Origin of the sequence: Nocardia araoensis NBRC 100135, assembly GCF_000308435.1 — a bacterium.
GTDB classification, from domain to species: Bacteria; Actinomycetota; Actinomycetes; order Mycobacteriales; family Mycobacteriaceae; genus Nocardia; species Nocardia araoensis.
Genome location: NZ_BAFR01000040.1, coordinates 1 through 17,625, shown reverse-complemented (window position 1 = coordinate 17,625; position 17,625 = coordinate 1). Strand labels below are relative to the sequence as shown.

Genomic DNA, 17,625 nt, shown 5'->3' with positions numbered 1-17,625 from the left:
CGCCCGGTTTGAGCCGATTGATCGGTGAAGCAACTTTTCCAGCTTAGCTCAGCCGTGAACCCAGTTGCAAACTGGGGTCTCGTTCGAGCTAGTGTGATCGCCAGGCGCTCCTCGTCCTACCTCGTTTCCCTGACCTCTCGCTCAGCGTTTCCGCTCAGCTCCTCGGCCCCGGGTCGGTGTCCGTGTCGCTCTGACTTGGAATAAGTTACGTGTCTGCGTGCACCATGTCAAATCACCTGGTCAGCCCGCGTTTTCAGGAACGCTTTTCGTAACTCGCCACCGACCCGAACGCTGCGGCGCTCAATCCGTGACGCCGACGCGCGTTACATCGCCGCCCAGCGCCTGCAGCTGCTCGACGAAATTCGGATATCCGCGATCAATGTGGAAGACGTCGTGCACTTCGGTGGTCCCGTCGGCGACGAGGCCCGCGAGCACCAGACCGGCGCCGGCCCGGATATCCGACGACCACACCGGAGCGCTCGACAACCGCGGGATCCCGCGCACCACCGCGTGGTGGCCATCGGTGCGTGCGTCGGCGCCGAGCCGGATCATCTCCTCCACGAACCGGAAGCGCGCCTCGAAGATGTTCTCGGTGATCATCGAGGTCCCATCCGCGATGGACGCGAGCCCGATGGCCATCGGCTGCAAGTCGGTCGGGAAACCGGGGAACGGCAGGGTCGAAAAGTTCACCGCGCGCGGACGCTCGGCCTGGACCACCCGGAAGCCGTCCTGCTCGAACGAGATGCGCGCACCCGCGGACCGCAGCTTGTCCAGCACCAGGGACAGATGCTTGGGGTTCACACCGGTGACGCGGATGTCGCCCAGGGTCATCGCGGCGGCGATACCCCAGGTGGCGGCGACGATGCGGTCCCCGATCACGCGGTGCGTGGTGGGATGGAGACGTTCGACGCCCTGGATGGTGAGCACCGAGGTGCCCGCGCCGCTGATCCGCGCACCCATCCGGACGAGCATGTTGCACAGGTCGACGATGTCGGGTTCGCGCGCGGCGTTGTCGATGACCGTCTCCCCTTCGGCGAGCACCGCCGCCATGAGGATGTTCTCGGTCGCGCCGACCGAGGGGAAGTCGAGACGGATGCGCGCGCCCTGCAACTCGTCGGCTTTGGCCACCACGCAGCCGTGCTCGATCTCGCTGGTCGCGCCGAGCAGGCGCAGACCGGCCTGATGCATGTCCAGCGGACGGGAGCCGATGGCGTCACCGCCGGGCAGCGCGACGACGGCGCGCTTGCACCGCGCCATCAGCGGACCGAGCACGCACACCGACGCGCGGAACTGGGTCACGGCCGGGAAGTCCGCGTGGTACTTCGGTTCGGCGGGCGTGGTGATGGTGACGACCCCGCCGTCGATGGTCACGTCGCAGCCGAGACCACGGAGGACATCACCCATCAGCGGCACGTCGAGGATGTCCGGACAGTTCGTGATCGTGGTGGTGCCCTCGGCCAGCAGCGCAGCGGCCATCAGTTTGAGGACGCTGTTCTTGGCGCCCCCCACCGTGACCTCACCGACGAGTCGATTTCCGCCGGTAACCAAAAACCGTTCCATGCCGCCTCTCCGCGTATTCGGCGCACTGTTGGTGCAAGGATAGTTGGGGCGGCGCACTACGGTGCCGCCTCTCCACGACTCCCCTCGCCTCCGGACGTTTTCGCCGTTCGAGCGAGTGCCGCGGGATGGGCGTACTGCGATCGACGAGGTGGTCTCGTCACCTTGTCGGCCATACCCAGGGATCGCTCGGGTACTCGCCTCAGGTGCTACGCGATCAGACGCTCGGCCGTTCTCCGCCGGGCTTCCACAGGATATCGCCGCCGGGGTTGGCCACCCGGCTCAGGATGAACAGCAGATCCGAGAGGCGATTGAGGTACTTGGCCGGCAGCACGTTGGTGTCCTCCGGGTGGGATTCGATCGCCGCCCAGGCCGAGCGCTCCGCGCGGCGGGCGACCGTACGCGCGGTGTGCAGCAGGGCCGCCAGCGGCGTACCGCCCGGCAGGATGAACGAATCGAGCGCGGGCAGCCCGGCGTTGAACTCGTCGCACCATGCCTCGAGCCGATCGACGTAGGACTGGGTGACCCGCAGCGGCGGGTATTTCGGCTCCGCGACCACGGGCGTGGACAGGTCGGCCCCGGCGTCGAACAGATCGTTCTGTATCTGCCGCAGCACCGCGAGCATCGGGTCGTCCGGGCCGCCGAGCGCGATCGCGACGCCGATGGCGGCGTTCGTCTCATCGCAGTCGGCGTAGGCGACCAAGCGTGGGTCGGTCTTCGCGACCCGGGAGAAGTCGCTCAATCCCGTTGTCCCGTCATCTCCGGTCCGGGTGTAGATCCGGGTCAAATGCACGCTCACAGCACAACCCTAACGGGCGCGGCCTGCGCGAGGCCGCCGATAGCCGTGGGACCGGGACCTACAGGCCCGGCATCCGCCGGGTGCGATCGGAGGGGCGGGACTCCACCCAGGAAAGAAAGGCGGTCAAGGAGTCGCGATCCAGGGCCAACTCGAAGTCGCCGGCGCGGTCGGACACCGCGATCACGGCGATGTCATCGGTCATGATGTCGTATTCGTCGCCGCGTGGGCCGCGGCGATCGCCGATCTCGATGCCCTGACGTCGAATGGTGGAGTCCGGGCCGAGCTTCAGGCTGGTGAGTTTGAAGAAGACGAGACGATCCTCGTCGTAGCGGATCAGTCCGTGCCGCCACCCCTGACCGCCGCGAGCGGGGAGGACACGCAGGATCGCGGCGGTTCCGCCGCGCCGCAACATGATCAGGCGGTAAGTCGAAGCCAGGGCGAGGAACACGAGCGTGAGCACCAGAATGATCAGCAGAACCATCCCGGTTTGCAATGCCGTACGTCCCTTCGCTCCGCCGCCGTGTCGTCCACACGGCAATCGCTTGGCGGTGTACGAGCTTCTAGTGGTTTCGCAGGCTTTCGCCTTCGAGCCCGATGCTCACACCGCGTGCGGTCATTCAATCACGGCCCCGAGTTTACAAATGCCCCGGCCGTGTCCGACTCGCCTGAAAGACGCTGTCGGCGGTGAAGGAAGCTTCACCGCCGACAGCGATCGTTTTCGATGACAGGTTGTTGCTACGCGTTCGCGGTCTGCTCGACCGCGCGCACCCGAGCCTGCGCGGCCCGCTGCTGCTCCTCGCTGGCGTCGGAGTCGGCCAGCACCCGGCGGGCCTCCTCGACGTCCACCTCGTCGGCGAATTCCGCCGACTCGGCGAGCACCCGAACCGAGTTCGCGGTCACCGAGAAGAAGCCGCCGTGCACCGCGGCGACGACCCGCTGACCGTCGGTGTCCACGATCGTCACGGTGCCGCCCTCGACCAGCTGGCCGAGCAGCGGCTCATGGCCTGCCATGATGCCGATCTGGCCCTCGGTGGTCTGCGCGCTGACGAACGTCGCCTGGCCGGACCAGAGCAGTCGTTCGACCGCGACGAGATCGACTGACATGTAGTTAATGGACTCGGTCGCCATCGTGACTACTTTCCGAGGATCTTCTTCGCGGCCGCCTCGACGTCGTCGAGACCACCGCAGCTGTTGAAGGCCTGCTCCGGGTAGCTGTCGAACTCGCCCTTGCAGACGCGGTCGAAGTCGTCGATGGTCTGCTCCAGCGGCACGACCGAACCCGGCTGCCCGGTGAACTTCTCGGCCACGATGAAGTTCTGGCCGAGGAACTTCTCCAGACGACGGGCGCGGCCGACGAGCACCTTGTCCTCTTCCGACAGCTCGTCCATACCGAGGATGGCGATGATGTCCTGCAGTTCCTTGTACTTCTGCAGGATCCGCTTCACCTCGTTGGCCACCCGGAAGTGCCGGTCGCCGACGATCGAGGCCTCCAGGATGCGGGAGGTCGAGGTCAGCGGGTCGACGGCCGGGTAGATGCCCTTCTGCGAGATCGGGCGGGAGAGCTCGGTCGTCGCGTCGAGGTGGGCGAAGGTGGTCGCCGGAGCGGGGTCGGTGTAGTCGTCGGCGGGCACGTAGATGGCCTGCAGCGAGGTGATGGACCGACCACGGGTCGAGGTGATGCGCTCCTGCAGCTCACCCATCTCGTCGGCCAGCGTGGGCTGGTAACCGACGGCAGAGGGCATGCGGCCGAGCAGCGTCGACACCTCGGAACCGGCCTGGGTGAACCGGAAGATGTTGTCGATGAACAGCAGCACGTCCTGGTGCTGCACGTCGCGGAAGTACTCGGCCATGGTCAGGGCCGACAGGGCGACGCGCATACGGGTGCCCGGCGGCTCGTCCATCTGGCCGAACACGAGGGCGGTGTCCTGGAGGACGCCCATCTCCTCCATCTCCAGGCGCAGGTCGGTGCCCTCACGGGTGCGCTCGCCGACGCCGGCGAACACCGAGGTGCCGGAGAACTCCCGCGCGATACGGGTGATCATCTCCTGGATCAGAACGGTCTTGCCGACACCGGCGCCACCGAACAGACCGATCTTGCCACCCTTCACGTACGGGGTGAGCAGGTCGATGACCTTGATGCCCGTCTCCAGGATCTCGGTCTTGCCCTCGAGCTGGTCGAACGACGGCGGCTTGCGGTGGATGCCCCACTGCTCGCCCTCGCGGCCGAGGCCGGGGGTGTCCAGGCAGTCGCCGAGGGCGTTGAAGACGTGGCCCTTGACCACGTCACCGACCGGCACCGAGATCGGCTTACCGGTGTCGGTGACGGTGGCGCCGCGGACCAGGCCGTCGGTCGGCTGCATCGAGATGGTGCGCACGATGTTGTCGCCGAGGTGCTGGGCGACCTCGAGGGTCAGGGTCTTGGCCACCGAGGTCAGGGTGATCTCGGCGTGCAGAGCGTTGAACAGCTCGGGAATGGCTCCGCGCGGGAACTCGACGTCCACGACGGGGCCGATGACCCGGACGACGCGCCCTGCGGCGCCGCCGGTCCGGCTCGTGTTGTCTTGAGTGACAGCTGCGGTCATTGGTGTTGGTTCTCTCCGTGTCGATGTGCGGCCTTCGGGGGCCTTCTACGTGCCCGTCGCTCAGGCCGCGTGTGGCGCTTAGTCGCGGTCCGAGCTCGACGCCAGCGCGTTGACGCCGCCGACGATTTCGCTGATTTCCTGCGTGATCTGGGCCTGGCGCACCGAGTTCGCCTCGCGCTGGAGCACGCTCGCGAGTTCGTTGGCGTTGTCGGTGGCGGCCTTCATTGCGGTGCGCCGAGCCGCTGACTCGGATGCCGCTGCCTCGAGCAACGACGCGTAGATGCGCGTGTTGACGTACTTCGGCAGCAGCGCCGCCAGCAGCACATCGGCGTCGGGCTCGAATTCGTACTGCGCGTGGACGTCCGCGGTCGGTGAATCCGACACGATGTCCTCACCCAGGTCGAAGTTCTCGTCGACGTAGCTCACCTGGATCGGCGCCAACCGACGCACCTCCGGGGTCTGCGTCAGCATCGAGACGAAGCGGGTGTACACGACGTGCAGCTCATCGACACCGGCGATGTCACCCGTCCCGTTCGGAGCGGGCACCGCGCCTTCGGAGCCGGCCATGAACGCGTCGACCAAGTGGTGGCAGGCGGACGAAGCATCGGAGTACTTCGGCTGCTGCGAGAACCCGGTCCACGCCGACACGTACGAGCGATTGCGGAAGGCGTAGTAGGTCAGGCCTTTGTTGCCCATGACGTAGAGCACCGGCTCTTTGCCCTCGTCGCGCAGGGTGGTCATCAGCTCTTCCGCGCGCTTGAGCACGTTCGAGTTGTAGCCACCGCACATGCCGCTGTCACTGGTGATCACCAGCACGGCCGCCCGGCGCGGGTTGGCGCGCTCGGTCAGCAGCGGATGCGACAGGTTCTTCGACGCGCTCGCCAGCTCGCTGAGGACCTTGGTGATCTCCTCCGCGTACGGCTTCGCGGCCGCGACCCTGGCCTGGGCCTTGGAGATGCGCGAGGTCGCGATCAGCTCTTGGGCCTTGGTGATCTTCTTGATCGAATTCACACCACGAATGCGGGAGCGCAATTCACGCAAGCTTGCCATCAGCGGTTCACACTCCCTTCATTCGCTGCGTGGGATTGGCGGCATCCGCCGGGCACGAGGTGGTCGCTGCCACCCTCGTGCCCGGCGCGCATGCCGCGGATCGAATAGCGCATTTGCCGGCTCGCGTTACTTCTCGACGTGCTTGCGGGTAACCGACAGGGACTCGACCTCTTCGTGGTCGAGCTGGCCCGCCTCGGCCTCGTTCACCACGGGGGTGCCGTCCGAGGTGAGGAAGGTGCCAAGGAACTTCTTGGTGGCCGCCTCGATCTGCTCGGCCGCCTCGCCGTCGAGCACCTTGCCGCCCTCGATCGCCTTGAACGCGTCGGCGGCGCTGCGGTGCAGCTCCTCGAGCAGTTCGGCGTTGAAGCGGCGGATGTCGGCCACCGGGATCGAGTCGAAGTGGCCACGGTCGACCAGGTAGATCGAGATGATCTGGTCCTCGACCGGCACCGGCGAGTACTGGTCCTGCTTGAGCAGCTCGACCCAGCGGGCGCCGCGCTCGAGCTGAGCCAGCGAAGCCGCGTCCAGGTCGGAGGCGAAGGCGGAGAACGCCTCCAGCTCGCGGTACTGCGCCAGCTCGAGGCGCAGCGAACCGGCCACCTTCTTCATGCCCTTGGTCTGGGCGGCGCCACCGACGCGGGAGACCGAGGTACCGACGTTGATCGCCGGGCGGACACCCTTGTTGAACAGGTCGGACTCGAGGAACACCTGGCCGTCGGTGATGGAGATGACGTTGGTGGGGATGAACGCCGAGATGTCGTTGGCCTTGGTCTCGATGATCGGCAGACCGGTCATCGAGCCGGCGCCCAGCTCGTCGGACAGCTTCGCGCAACGCTCCAGCAGCCGGGAGTGCAGGTAGAAGACGTCACCGGGGTAGGCCTCGCGGCCCGGCGGGCGACGCAGCAGCAGCGAGATGGCGCGGTAGGCCTCGGCCTGCTTGGTCAGGTCGTCGAACACGATGAGCACGTGCTTGCCCTGGTACATCCAGTGCTGGCCGATGGCCGAGCCGGTGTAGGGGGCCAGCCACTTGAAGCCGGCGGAGTCGGAGGCCGGGGCGGCGACGATGGTGGTGTACTCCAGCGCGCCGTGCTGCTCCAGCGCGGCCTTCACGCCCGCGATGGTGGAGCCCTTCTGGCCGATGGCGACGTAGATGCAGCGCACCTGCTTGGTCGGGTCGCCGGTCTCCCAGTTGGCCTTCTGGTTCAGGATCGCGTCGATGCAGACCGCGGTCTTGCCGGTCTTGCGGTCGCCGATGATCAGCTGACGCTGGCCGCGGCCGATGGCGGTCAGCGCGTCGATCGCGGTGATGCCGGTGGCCAGCGGCTCCTCGACCGGCTGGCGCTCCAGCACGGTGGCGGCCTGCAGCTCGAGCACGCGCTGTTCCTCGGACTCGATCTCGCCGAGGCCGTCGATCGGCTGGCCCAGCGGGTTCACCACGCGGCCGAGGAACTTGTCGCCGACCGGAACCGAGAGCACGTCACCGGTCCGGCGGACCTCCTGGCCCTCCTCGATCTCGGCGAACTCGCCGAGGATGACCGCGCCGATCTCACGGTCCTCGAGGTTCAGCGCAACGCCGAGCACGCCGCCCGGGAACTCGAGCAGCTCGTTGGCCATCGCCGAAGGCAGGCCGCTGACGTGCGCGATGCCGTCACTGGTGTCGGTGACCACACCGACTTCTTCGATGGAGGTCTCGGGGGTGTAGCTCTTGGTGTAGCTCTCGATCGCGCTACGGATCTCGTCGGAGGAGATCGTCAGCTCCGCCATGTTCTTCCTGCTCTCGCTGTCTGGGTCTGGAATGTCGGGGGTGGTGGAAGCGCGCTAGGTCAGGGCCCTGCGCATCTTCTCCAGTCGGCCGATGGCGCTGCCGTCGATCACGTCGTCACCGACGCGCACCACGACTCCGCTCAGCAAACTCGGGTCGACCTGGATGTGCACTGTGGTCGCCTTGCCGTAGATCCGCCGCAGCGAGGCGGCCAGCCGGTCGCGCTGCTGCTCGGTGAGCCCGATCGCGGCGCGCACGTGCGCGACGATCTGATCGCGGCGCGCCGCCGCGAGGTCGGACAGCTCGTCGAAGGCGGCGCTGATGCCCGACCGCTGCCTGGTCACCACCTGCTCCGCCAGGGTCAGGGTGATGGGCTCGGTCTTGCCCGCGAGCAGCCGCTGGATCAGCTCGCCCTTGGCCGAAGCCTGCTGCGACCGATCCGAGAGCGCCTGCTCCAAGTCGGGGTTGTCGCTGATGATCCGGCCCAGCCGGAACAGCTCGTCCTCGACCGCTTCGATCCGGCCGCGCTGGGCCGCCGACTCCAGCAACGCCTCCTGGCCGAGCAACACCAAGGTGTCCACCAGATCGGAGGTGCGCGACCAGTTCTCGGCCACCGCGGTGGTCAGCACTGCCAGCGTGGCAGCGCTGACCTTGCCGCCGAAGACCCGCTCGCTGAGTTCCGCGCGCGCGGAACCCGGCACCGACACGTCCGCGAGCGCCACACGCAGCGAACGCTGGTCGTCCAGCACGGCGACAACGGCGAACAGTTCCGAGCCCGTCGTGGCCGCAGCACTGTCGCTTCCGGTCAGAGCGGCCCGAAGCGCCTCCCGAGACCGGGCACTGGCCTCGCGGCTCGCTGCGTACATGCTTCTCACTTTCGCGTCGTTACCTTCCGACCCCGATGCCTGCGTCGGTCTGGTCGAGCTCGTTGAGGAACCGGTCGATCGAGGCCGCCTGCTTGGCCTCGTCCGAAACCGACTGCCCGATGATCTTCTCGGCCAGGTCGACGGCCGTGCGGCCGACCTCGTGGCGCAGCTCCGTCAGGATCTGCTGGCGCTGTGCTTCCAGCTGGGTGTGGCCCGCCGCGATGATGCGGTCGGCCTCGGCCTGGGCCTCCGAGCGCATCTGCGCCAGGATCTCCTGGCCCTGGGTGCGCGCGTCCTCACGGATGCGCGCGGCCTCGAGCCGGGCGTCGGCCAGTTGCTGCTGGTACTGCTGCAGGGTGAGCTGAGCTTCTTCCTGCGCGGCTTCCGCGCGAGCGATGCCGCCTTCGATCTTCTCGGAACGCTCGTCGAGCGTCTTCATCAAGCGCGGGACCACGTACTTGTAGAACAGGGCCGCGATGATGACGACGCAGACGATCGACCAGACGATGTCGTACGTTTCGGGGACGAGAGGATTCACATCCTCTCCCTCCGCCGCCGCGAGCAAAACTGACTCGTACATCGGAATCAGAAAATGAAGCCGGCGACGAGACCGATGAGGGCAAGGGCCTCGGTGAACGCGATACCGAGGAACATGTTGGTGCGGATGGTGCCCTGGAGCTCGGGCTGACGCGCGATGCCCTCGATCGCCTTACCGACGACGATGCCGACGCCGATGCCGGGGCCGATCGCGGCGAGACCGTAGCCGACGGCGCCCAGGCCCTTGAAGGTGCTCTCGTTGGTGGCGGCTTCCTGGGCCAGGTAAGCGAGGCTCATGAGTCTTCCATTCCCTTTCTGTTGCTCACCCGCCGGTCGGCGTGGTGTAGCAGGTTTCCGGTAGTTGTGTCGGTCAGGTCAGTGATCGGCCGCGTGCTGTGCGAGTCCGATGTATACGGCGGTCAGCAGCGCAAACACGTAGGCCTGCAGGAAGATGACCAACAGCTCGAAAAGCGTGAATCCGAGTCCCGCGAGCAGCGAGAACGGCGAGAACACCTTCATCCACGCGGTGGCGTCGAACAGGAAGAACCAGGTCGCGCTGAAGAACAGCACCAGCATGATGTGGCCGGCGAGCATGTTCGCCATGAGTCGGACGGTCAGCGTGAACGGACGCAGGATGAAGGTCGAGACGAACTCGATCGGAATCAGCAGCACGTGCAGTGCTGGGGGAACGTTCGGAACGACGATGCTGCTGCGCATGTAGTTGAAGAAGCCGTACTTCCTGATACCGACGTAGTTGAACGCCAGGTACGCGATGACGGCCAGCACCAGCGGCATGCCGATTCGGGCGTTCGACGAGATGTTCAACCCCGGAACGACACCCGAGAAGTTCAGAAAGAGGACCGTGAAGAAGATCGTCGCGATCAGCGGGAAGAACTTCCGTCCCGTTTCCTTGCCGAGGACCTCGTCACAGATCTGCTCTTTGACGAAGACCAGGCCGATTTCGGCGACATTCTGCAGGCCGCGCGGAACGATCCGAGGCGAGCGGAATGCCAGCACCATCACGACACAGAGAACGGCCGTCATCAGAATGCGGATCAGCATCAATCGATCGAGTTCGAACGGCGTTCCCTCGAACAGCACAGCTGGAGGGAAGAAGTCGGTAAGCGACGGCGCGTGGAACTCGGCCGCCAGAGTGGTGACGCTCAGCGTTCTCTCCCGTGTTCGGGCCGCGGGTACGGTCATTCCCGCGGTTCGATCGGACATTGACGATCAATTTGGGTCGACTCAGGTCGGCTCGAAGTTCGTCAGCAGCTGTGCGGTGGTTCGAAATCCACCAGGCGTCTGTACGTGTGTCGGCGACATTCGTCGACATGCAGAACCGGAACACACCTCGGAGCCCGGCACGGCAGTAAGCATAGCGGCCCATGCAGGGGATCTCGGCGGTGACCCCTCACTGATCCCCGACTTGGTCGCTTGCTTACCAACACTTTACCAAGTCATCTACGACAGCGTGTAGGGGGTGGGGGTTTTTCGTTACTCGCGGGTACCGGACGCGGGTTCGGAGTCGGCGGTCGTCACGTACGGAACCTTCTGCCGGACAACGCCGTAGGTCTCCGCGCCGAGCACGATGACCAGCGCTCCGACCACGGTGAGGAACAACACCACCCGGTCGTAGAAGCCGAATCGGTGCAGGATCCCGACGACGATCAACGCCACCAGGACCTTGCCCACCCAGCTGACCAGCATGACCAGGCCCGCGGTGCTCGGCGGCAGTTTCGCGCCGAACAGCACCACGGCCGCGGTGGTGAGGATGAAGCCGCCGCCGATCGCGGCGCCGAGCAACGCGCCCCACACGCCGGAGACACCCGAGACGGCGGCGCCGAGCGCGACCGACAGGATCACCAGCACGCCCAGACCGATCAGTCCGTAGCGCAGCGCGGACCGCAGCGGCGCGTCGGGGCCGGGGATGGGTTCGGGTGTGAAGCTCACAGTCGCCGACTTTACCCGGACGCCGATCCGTCGCCCGCCGGGTCCCCACGCCGCAGCCCCGGAACAGCGGTGATCACCAACGCTGAAACCAGCCCGCCCGCCATCAGCAACACGACCAGCCTGCGATCCATCAGCGAGGTGCCGACGGCGCCGAAGGCGAGCACACCGACCCACAAATAGATCAACAACACCACGCGGCGATGGGAATGACCGATCTGCAGCAAGCGATGATGCAAGTGCATTTTGTCCGGCGTCGAGAAACTCACGCCCGCGCGAACCCGGCGCACAATGGCGAGCAACAGGTCCAGCACCGGAATGAACATCACCGCGCCGACCAGCAACAGCGGAGAAAGCAGACCGACGATGTCGCGCGGGCCGTATCCCTGCAGCGGGATTCGCCCCGAGGCGCCGGTCGAGACCGCGGCCAGCATCAATCCGATCAACATCGAGCCGGAGTCGCCCATGAATATGCGCGCCGGCTGGAAATTGTGCGGCAGGAATCCGAGGCAGCCGCCCGCGAGCGCGGCGGCAAGCAGCGCGGGCGGGTAGGTGTCGACCGAGCCGCCCTGCTCGTTCATCAGCCCGAGGCAGAACACGAAAACCGCCAGTGCCGCGATCAGTCCCAAGCCCGCCGCGAGGCCGTCCAGACCGTCGACGAAGTTCATGGCGTTGACCAGGGTGACGGTGACCGCGACCGTGACCAGGCCGCCCTGCAATCCGTCCAGCACCACCGTGGTGTTGCTGAACGGGTTGTAGATCACGTACCAGCCCAGACCCATGACGGCCATCACGCCCGCCGCGGTCACCTGGCCCGCGAACTTCGTCAGCGCGTCGAGTCCCCAGCGGTCGTCGACGATGCCGACCAGCACGATGATCGTGGCCGCCACCAGCACGGCGATCGGGATGTTGGGTTTGTAGTCGAAGCCGCTGCGCAGCGCGGGCAGCTGGTGGGCGAACAGCACCGCGGCGACCACACCGATGTAAATGCCGACGCCGCCCATCCGCGGAATCGGCTTGACGTGCACGTCCCGGTCACGCGGCACGGCCACCGCGCCGAAGCCGATCGCCAGCACCCGCACCCCGCCGGTGGCCAGGAACGTCACCACCGCGGAGATCAGCAGCACGACGAGCAGCTCCCGGAGCGGGACGACGGCGCTCGAACCCATCATCCGAGCTGCGCGGCGCCGCTGAGCGCTTCGGGCGACATGCCGAGCACCTCGGCGATGTCGGCGACGGACACCGCGCCGACGCGCAGGATGCGCGGCTGATCGGCGGTCAGGTCGACGATGGTGGAGGCGACCGCGTGTTCGGCCGGTCCGCCGTCGAGATAGACGCCGACCAGATCGCCGAGCTGATCGCGAGCCTCGGCGGCGGTCTTCGCCGGCGGCTGCCCGGACACGTTGGCGCTGGACACCGCCAGCGGACCGACCTCACGCAACAGCTCGAGCGCGACCGGGTGCAGCGGCATCCGCAGCATCACCGTCCCGCGGGTGTCGCCGAGATCCCAGGCGAGCGAAGGCGCTTGCTGCACAACGAGGCTCAGGCCGCCGGGCCAGAACGCCCGGATCAGCTCGCGCGCCTGCGGGCGCACCGAGAACACCAGGCCGTCGATGGTGTGCCAGGAACCGACGAGCACCGGCACCGGCATGTCCCTGCCACGGCGCTTGGCCGCGAGCAGCGAGCTCACTGCGGCCGAATCGAACGCGTCGGCGCCCAGCCCGTACAGAGTGTCGGTGGGCAGCACGACCAGACGTCCGGATTTCAGGGCGCTGGTGGCTGCGGACAGTCCGGCGGCGCGCGAGTCGGGATCCGCGCAGTCGTAGACGGTACTCACGGCAACCATCCTGGCATGCTCCCCCGCCTCTCCGCGTATTCAGGCCGTACTAGTGGGGTGAAACGAGAGTTGCGTTGAGGTCTTGCGTCGGGTGCCGAGCGAGTTCTCGGCGTGCCCGGCGAGTTACCCATGTGCGTACGAAATCTGTCGTCACCTGGGATGCGGCGGCTGTCGCCGCGCATCGGGAGCATCCTCGATGCGGCCTTTGCGGCTCGGTGCAATACGCGGCGCGCTCGCGATCGTCTCGAGCGCGGGCCGTGCCGTTGGCCAGCTATACAGTGCCGCGCACGCCATAGTCGCCGAGTGCAAACCCTCCGTCCGGCAGCGCACAGTGCCGTGCGGAGGTGCCCCACGCGAGGAACCGCGCGGAAGTCTCCCTCACGTGTGGGTGGCGGCGACGAAGCGGGGTTTTCCTGCCAGGTCGGGGTGTTCGACGACGTCGGTGAAAACTCCGGTGGCGGTGAGGAGGGCGGCTACGCCGGAGCCGTTGGTGTCGTCGTGCTCGATGGCGGTGGCGCCGCCTGGGCGCAGCAGCCGGGTGATGTTCGGGATCATGCCGCGGATGACCGACAGGCCGTCCGGGCCCCCGAACAGGGCGATGGACGGATCGTGGTCGGCCACTTCGGGGTCGAGACCTGCGCCCTCCGGGATGTAGGGCGGGTTGGACACGACGATGTCCACCCGGCCGTTCAGGTCGGTGAGCAGGCCGGGATCGGTGGCGTCGTCGGCGTAGAGGGTGATCGGGGTATCGCCCGCGGCGATCCGGTCGTCGGCGTTGCGCCGGGCCCAGACCTGCGCGGCGGGATCGAGTTCCACGGCGTGCACTTCGGCATCGGGGCGCGCGTGCGCGAGGGCCAGTGCCAGCGCGCCCGATCCGGTGCACAGGTCGACGACGATCGGCGTGTGATCGTGCGGCAGCGCCTCCAACTGCGCCAGCGCCCAGGCGTACAGCAACTCGGTCTCCGGGCGCGGCACGAAGACGCCGGGGCCCACCGCGAGATCGAGCGCACCCATCACGGCCGTTCCGGTCAAGTGCTGCAACGGGATTCGCCGTGCCCGGCGGGCGACCAACTCGCGGTACTCGTCCAACTTGCCGGGCGGGACGAGCGGCGTCAGCACCAGCCTGGTCCGCTCCACGCCGAGGACGTGCGCGGCGAGATGTTCGGCGTCGGCCCGCGGGCTGTGCACCCCGGCGGTCCGCAACGTCTCGATGGCGTCGTTGATGACGGGGCGCAGCGCTACTCGGCTCGTGGACATGACACCGACTCTGCCCGAACGACGATCATTCCGCGGCCATACGCGCTTCGCGATCCGCCTTCCCCAGAGCGTCGAGCAGCGCGTCGAGTTCCCCGTCCAGCACGGCGTCGAGGTTGTGCGCCTTGAAGCCGATCCGATGGTCGGTGATCCGGTTCTCCGGGAAGTTGTAGGTGCGGATGCGCTCGGATCGGTCCACCGTGCGGATCTGGTTGGCCCGGCCCGCGGCCGCCTCCTGATCGGCCTGTTCTTCCGCCAGTGCCTGCAAACGCGCCGCGAGCACCTGCATGGCGCGCGCCTTGTTCTGCAACTGGGAACGCTCGTTCTGGCAAGTGACCACGATGCCGGAGGGCAGATGAGTGATGCGCACCGCGGAATCGGTGGTGTTGACGCCCTGACCGCCCTTGCCGGAGGAGCGGTACACGTCGATGCGCAGATCGGACTCGTCGATCTGCACCTCTTCGACCTCGTCGGGCTCCGGGTAGATCAGCACGCCCGCGGCCGAGGTGTGGATGCGGCCCTGCGATTCGGTCACCGGGACGCGCTGCACCCGGTGCACACCGCCCTCGAACTTGAACCGCGACCAGACACCGTCGCGCGCCGCGTCGCGGCTCTTGATCGACAACGTCGCCTCTTTGTATCCGCCCAGGTCGGACAAGGTGGCGTCGAGGATCTCGACCTTCCAGCCGTGGCGCTCGGCATACCGCACGTACATACGGGCCAGGTCGGCGGCGAACAACGCGGACTCCTCGCCGCCTTCGCCGGACTTCACCTCGAGCACGACATCGTCGCCGTCATGCGGGTCGCGCGGAGCCAGCAGGTCGGCGAGGGCCTGTTCCAGTTCCTCGACCTGTCGTTCCAGATCCGGGACCTCCGCGGCGAACGCGGAGTCGTCGGCGGCGAGTTCCTGAGCGGCGGACAAGTCGCCGCGGGCCGTCTCCAGCTTGCGATAGGTGGCCATGACCGGGGCCAGTTCGGCGAATCGCTTGCCGACCCGGCGCGCGGCGCCCGCATCGTTGTGCAGCGACGGATCGGCCAGCTGCGTCTCCAAGCCGGCGTACTCGGCCAGAATGTCGTCGATGGCGGACGGTTGCGTCACAGTGCTTCCTTCTCCTGGTAGCTGTCCATACAAAACACCGACGCCCGGCCTGCGCAGCAGGACCGGGCGTCGGCGGGGAAGCTACTTGGCGTCGGCCTTCTTGCCTGCACGCTTGCCGTAGCGAGCCTCGAAGCGGGCCACGCGGCCACCGGTGTCGAGGATCTTCTGCTTGCCGGTGTAGAACGGGTGGCACTGCGAGCAGACCTCGACGGTGATGTGTCCCGACTCCTTGGTGCTGCGAGTCTGGAAGGTGTTGCCGCAACCACACACGACCGTGGTGTCGACATACGTCGGGTGAATTCCTGCCTTCATGGATGTCCTCTCGATTGTGGTCGCCGGGTCGCCCGCGCGAACGCGCGAAGCGTGAACCGGAACCGACTAGGCGGGAGCTCTGCTCACCTGAGCAGACGCAACGACCGTTCAGTATGCCAGAACTGCCGTTACGCTCCCAAAACGCCCCCGGCGACCGGTTTGTTCCCGCCCCAGGTACTCCCCTACCATTCGCGCCCCTGGAAGTTCGGGCACGCTGATCCGCGCCGCCTCCGGGACCCTGAAGTCGGGTAGTCCGCTACTCACGAATATGAACGAATTCGTTCATAGAGTTGCAGACCTGGTGCACATCGGCGTGCCGAGACAGGAAGGAGACCCCGTGAACATCCGGATCGCGGCCGCGATTTTCGTTCTACTCACTCTCTCGGTCGCCATCGGTGTATCCGCGCTTCCCGAGACCTCGAACTACACCGCACCGAAGAACGCCGTGTATGTGCACACCTCGGAATCCGCCGCCCACGATCCCGACGTCGGACCCTGCGCGCTGATCCTCGCTTTCCTGATCGGCGGCGCGGCCATGGTCGGCCTCGCGTTCTTCGCTCCCCAGACGCCGAAAGGGTCCCGCCTCAGCGGGACCCTTTCGGCCGTTGCCATCAGTCCGCGGAGACGGACCGGCCTATTCGTCGAGCGCGCCCGGCGCGGTCTTGCTCACCTGCATCAGGAACTCGAGGTTGTTCTTCGACTTCTTCAGGCGGTCGATCAGCAGATCGATCGCCTGGTGCGAGTCCAGGCCGGACAGTACGCGGCGCAGCTTGTGCAGTACCGCCGCCTCGTCGGGGCTGAGCAATAGCTCGTCCTTGCGGGTACCGGACGGGTTGACGTCCACCGCGGGGAACACCCGCCGCTCGGCGATCTTGCGGTCGAGCTTGAGCTCGGCGTTACCGGTGCCCTTGAACTCCTCGAAGATCACCGTGTCACCGGTCGAACCGGTCTCCACCATGGCGGTGGCGATGATCGTCAGCGAGCCGCCGTTCTCGATGTTGCGGGCCGCGCCGAGGAACCGCTTGGGCGGGTACAGCGCGGTGGAATCCACACCACCGGAGAGGATTCGGCCCGAAGCGGGCGAGGAGTTGTTGTACGCGCGCCCGAGCCGGGTGATCGAGTCGAGCAGCACGACGACGTCCTTGCCCATCTCCACCAGGCGCTTGGCGCGCTCGATGGCGAGCTCGGCGACCGAGGTGTGGTCCGACGGCGGACGGTCGAAGGTCGAGGCGATGACCTCGCCCTTCACCGAGCGCTGCATGTCGGTGACCTCTTCCGGACGCTCGTCGACCAGCACCACCATGAGGTAGCACTCGGGGTTGTTGGTCGCGATCGCGTTCGCGATGTCCTGCAGGATCGTGGTCTTACCGGCCTTCGGCGGCGACACGATCAGGGCGCGCTGCCCCTTGCCGATCGGCATGATCAGATCGATCACGCGGGTGGTCAGCTTGTTCGGCTGGGTTTCCAGCCGCAGGCGCTGGTTCGGGTACAGCGGCGTGAGCTTGCCGAACTCGGGACGGCGCTTGGCCGCCTCGACGTCGCCGCCGTTGACCGTGTCCAGCCGCACCAGCGGATCGAACTTCTGGCGCTGGTTGGACTGTTCGCCGTCGCGCGGAGCGCGCACCGCGCCGGTGATCGCGTCACCGCGGCGCAGGCCGTTCTTGCGGACCAGGTTCATCGACACGTAGACGTCGTTCGGTCCGGCCAGGTAGCCCGAGGTGCGGACGAAGGCGTAGTTGTCCAGCACGTCGAGGATGCCCGCGACCGGCTGGAGGACGTCGTCCTCGCGGATCTCCGGCTCGCGCGACTCGCCGCCGCCACCGTCGCGGTCACGCCCACGACGGCGCTCCCGGAAGCGACGCCCGCGCCGTCCGCGACCGCCCTCTTCGTCGTCGCCGCCACGGCCGCCCGCGCTGCCGTTCTGGCTCTGCTGGCCGCGCTCGCCCTGGCCGCGCTCGCTCTGGCGCTCGCCCTGGCCGCGCTCGCTCTGGCGCTCGCCCTGGCCGCGCTCGCGACGGCGCTC

General features: G+C 67.1%; 18 protein-coding genes. All 18 read right to left on the bottom strand.

The window, feature by feature from the left end:
* Window positions 1-300: 300 nt before the first annotated feature.
* Window positions 301-1,560, bottom strand: a complete 1,260-nt coding sequence (gene murA, locus ON21_RS05955; RefSeq protein WP_039796348.1) for a UDP-N-acetylglucosamine 1-carboxyvinyltransferase — start codon at window positions 1,558-1,560, stop codon at window positions 301-303.
* Window positions 1,561-1,774: 214 nt separating this feature from the next.
* Window positions 1,775-2,356 (bottom strand): cob(I)yrinic acid a,c-diamide adenosyltransferase, encoded by a 582-nt coding sequence (locus ON21_RS05950; protein WP_039796347.1) that lies wholly within the window; start codon window positions 2,354-2,356, stop codon window positions 1,775-1,777.
* A 58-nt stretch (window positions 2,357-2,414) separates the two neighbouring features.
* Window positions 2,415-2,837: a DUF2550 domain-containing protein gene (locus ON21_RS05945; RefSeq protein ID WP_039796346.1), complete on the bottom strand. Its 423-nt coding sequence runs from the start codon at window positions 2,835-2,837 to the stop codon at window positions 2,415-2,417.
* Window positions 2,838-3,091: 254 nt separating this feature from the next.
* Window positions 3,092-3,469: a F0F1 ATP synthase subunit epsilon gene (locus ON21_RS05940; protein ID WP_086006369.1), complete on the bottom strand. Its 378-nt coding sequence runs from the start codon at window positions 3,467-3,469 to the stop codon at window positions 3,092-3,094.
* Between the two features lie 20 nt (window positions 3,470-3,489).
* Window positions 3,490-4,938: a F0F1 ATP synthase subunit beta gene (atpD, locus tag ON21_RS05935; protein WP_039796344.1), complete on the bottom strand. Its 1,449-nt coding sequence runs from the start codon at window positions 4,936-4,938 to the stop codon at window positions 3,490-3,492.
* Between the two features lie 78 nt (window positions 4,939-5,016).
* Window positions 5,017-5,988, bottom strand: a complete 972-nt coding sequence (locus ON21_RS05930) for a F0F1 ATP synthase subunit gamma (protein ID WP_039796343.1) — start codon at window positions 5,986-5,988, stop codon at window positions 5,017-5,019.
* Window positions 5,989-6,114: 126 nt separating this feature from the next.
* Window positions 6,115-7,752, bottom strand: a complete 1,638-nt coding sequence (atpA, locus tag ON21_RS05925; protein ID WP_039796342.1) for a F0F1 ATP synthase subunit alpha — start codon at window positions 7,750-7,752, stop codon at window positions 6,115-6,117.
* A gap of 54 nt (window positions 7,753-7,806) precedes the next feature.
* The gene (locus ON21_RS05920) at window positions 7,807-8,616 is read right to left on the bottom strand and encodes a F0F1 ATP synthase subunit delta (protein WP_039796341.1); all 810 of its coding nucleotides are present in this window, start codon (window positions 8,614-8,616) and stop codon (window positions 7,807-7,809) included.
* Window positions 8,617-8,635: 19 nt separating this feature from the next.
* Window positions 8,636-9,196, bottom strand: a complete 561-nt coding sequence (locus ON21_RS05915) for a F0F1 ATP synthase subunit B (protein WP_039796340.1) — start codon at window positions 9,194-9,196, stop codon at window positions 8,636-8,638.
* Window positions 9,197-9,201: 5 nt separating this feature from the next.
* Window positions 9,202-9,450, bottom strand: coding sequence for an ATP synthase F0 subunit C (locus ON21_RS05910; protein ID WP_039796339.1), 249 nt, complete (start codon window positions 9,448-9,450; stop codon window positions 9,202-9,204).
* Between the two features lie 78 nt (window positions 9,451-9,528).
* Window positions 9,529-10,356, bottom strand: a complete 828-nt coding sequence (atpB, locus tag ON21_RS05905) for a F0F1 ATP synthase subunit A (RefSeq protein ID WP_086006367.1) — start codon at window positions 10,354-10,356, stop codon at window positions 9,529-9,531.
* Window positions 10,357-10,647: 291 nt separating this feature from the next.
* On the bottom strand, window positions 10,648-11,103 hold the full coding sequence (locus tag ON21_RS05900; protein WP_039796338.1) for a Cg1360 family ATP-synthase-associated protein: 456 nt from the start codon (window positions 11,101-11,103) through the stop codon (window positions 10,648-10,650).
* A gap of 11 nt (window positions 11,104-11,114) precedes the next feature.
* Window positions 11,115-12,272 carry a glycosyltransferase family 4 protein gene (locus tag ON21_RS05895; protein ID WP_039796337.1) on the bottom strand — a complete coding sequence of 386 codons (1,158 nt, stop codon included), beginning with the start codon at window positions 12,270-12,272 and terminating at the stop codon, window positions 11,115-11,117.
* A complete protein-coding gene (locus ON21_RS05890; protein ID WP_039796349.1) occupies window positions 12,269-12,937 on the bottom strand; it encodes an L-threonylcarbamoyladenylate synthase in 669 nt (222 codons plus the stop codon). The genes ON21_RS05895 and ON21_RS05890 overlap by 4 nt, the downstream gene beginning before the upstream one ends.
* Before the next feature lie 378 nt (window positions 12,938-13,315).
* Window positions 13,316-14,194 (bottom strand): peptide chain release factor N(5)-glutamine methyltransferase, encoded by an 879-nt coding sequence (gene prmC, locus ON21_RS05885; protein ID WP_039796336.1) that lies wholly within the window; start codon window positions 14,192-14,194, stop codon window positions 13,316-13,318.
* 25 nt (window positions 14,195-14,219) lie between these two features.
* Complete coding sequence (gene prfA, locus ON21_RS05880; RefSeq protein ID WP_039796335.1) at window positions 14,220-15,290, bottom strand: peptide chain release factor 1; 1,071 nt, start codon at window positions 15,288-15,290, stop codon at window positions 14,220-14,222.
* 81 nt (window positions 15,291-15,371) lie between these two features.
* On the bottom strand, window positions 15,372-15,602 hold the full coding sequence (rpmE, locus tag ON21_RS05875; RefSeq protein ID WP_039796334.1) for a 50S ribosomal protein L31: 231 nt from the start codon (window positions 15,600-15,602) through the stop codon (window positions 15,372-15,374).
* Between the two features lie 634 nt (window positions 15,603-16,236).
* A partial coding sequence (gene rho / locus ON21_RS05870; RefSeq protein ID WP_039796333.1) for a transcription termination factor Rho occupies window positions 16,237-17,625 on the bottom strand: 1,389 nt, incomplete at its 5' end.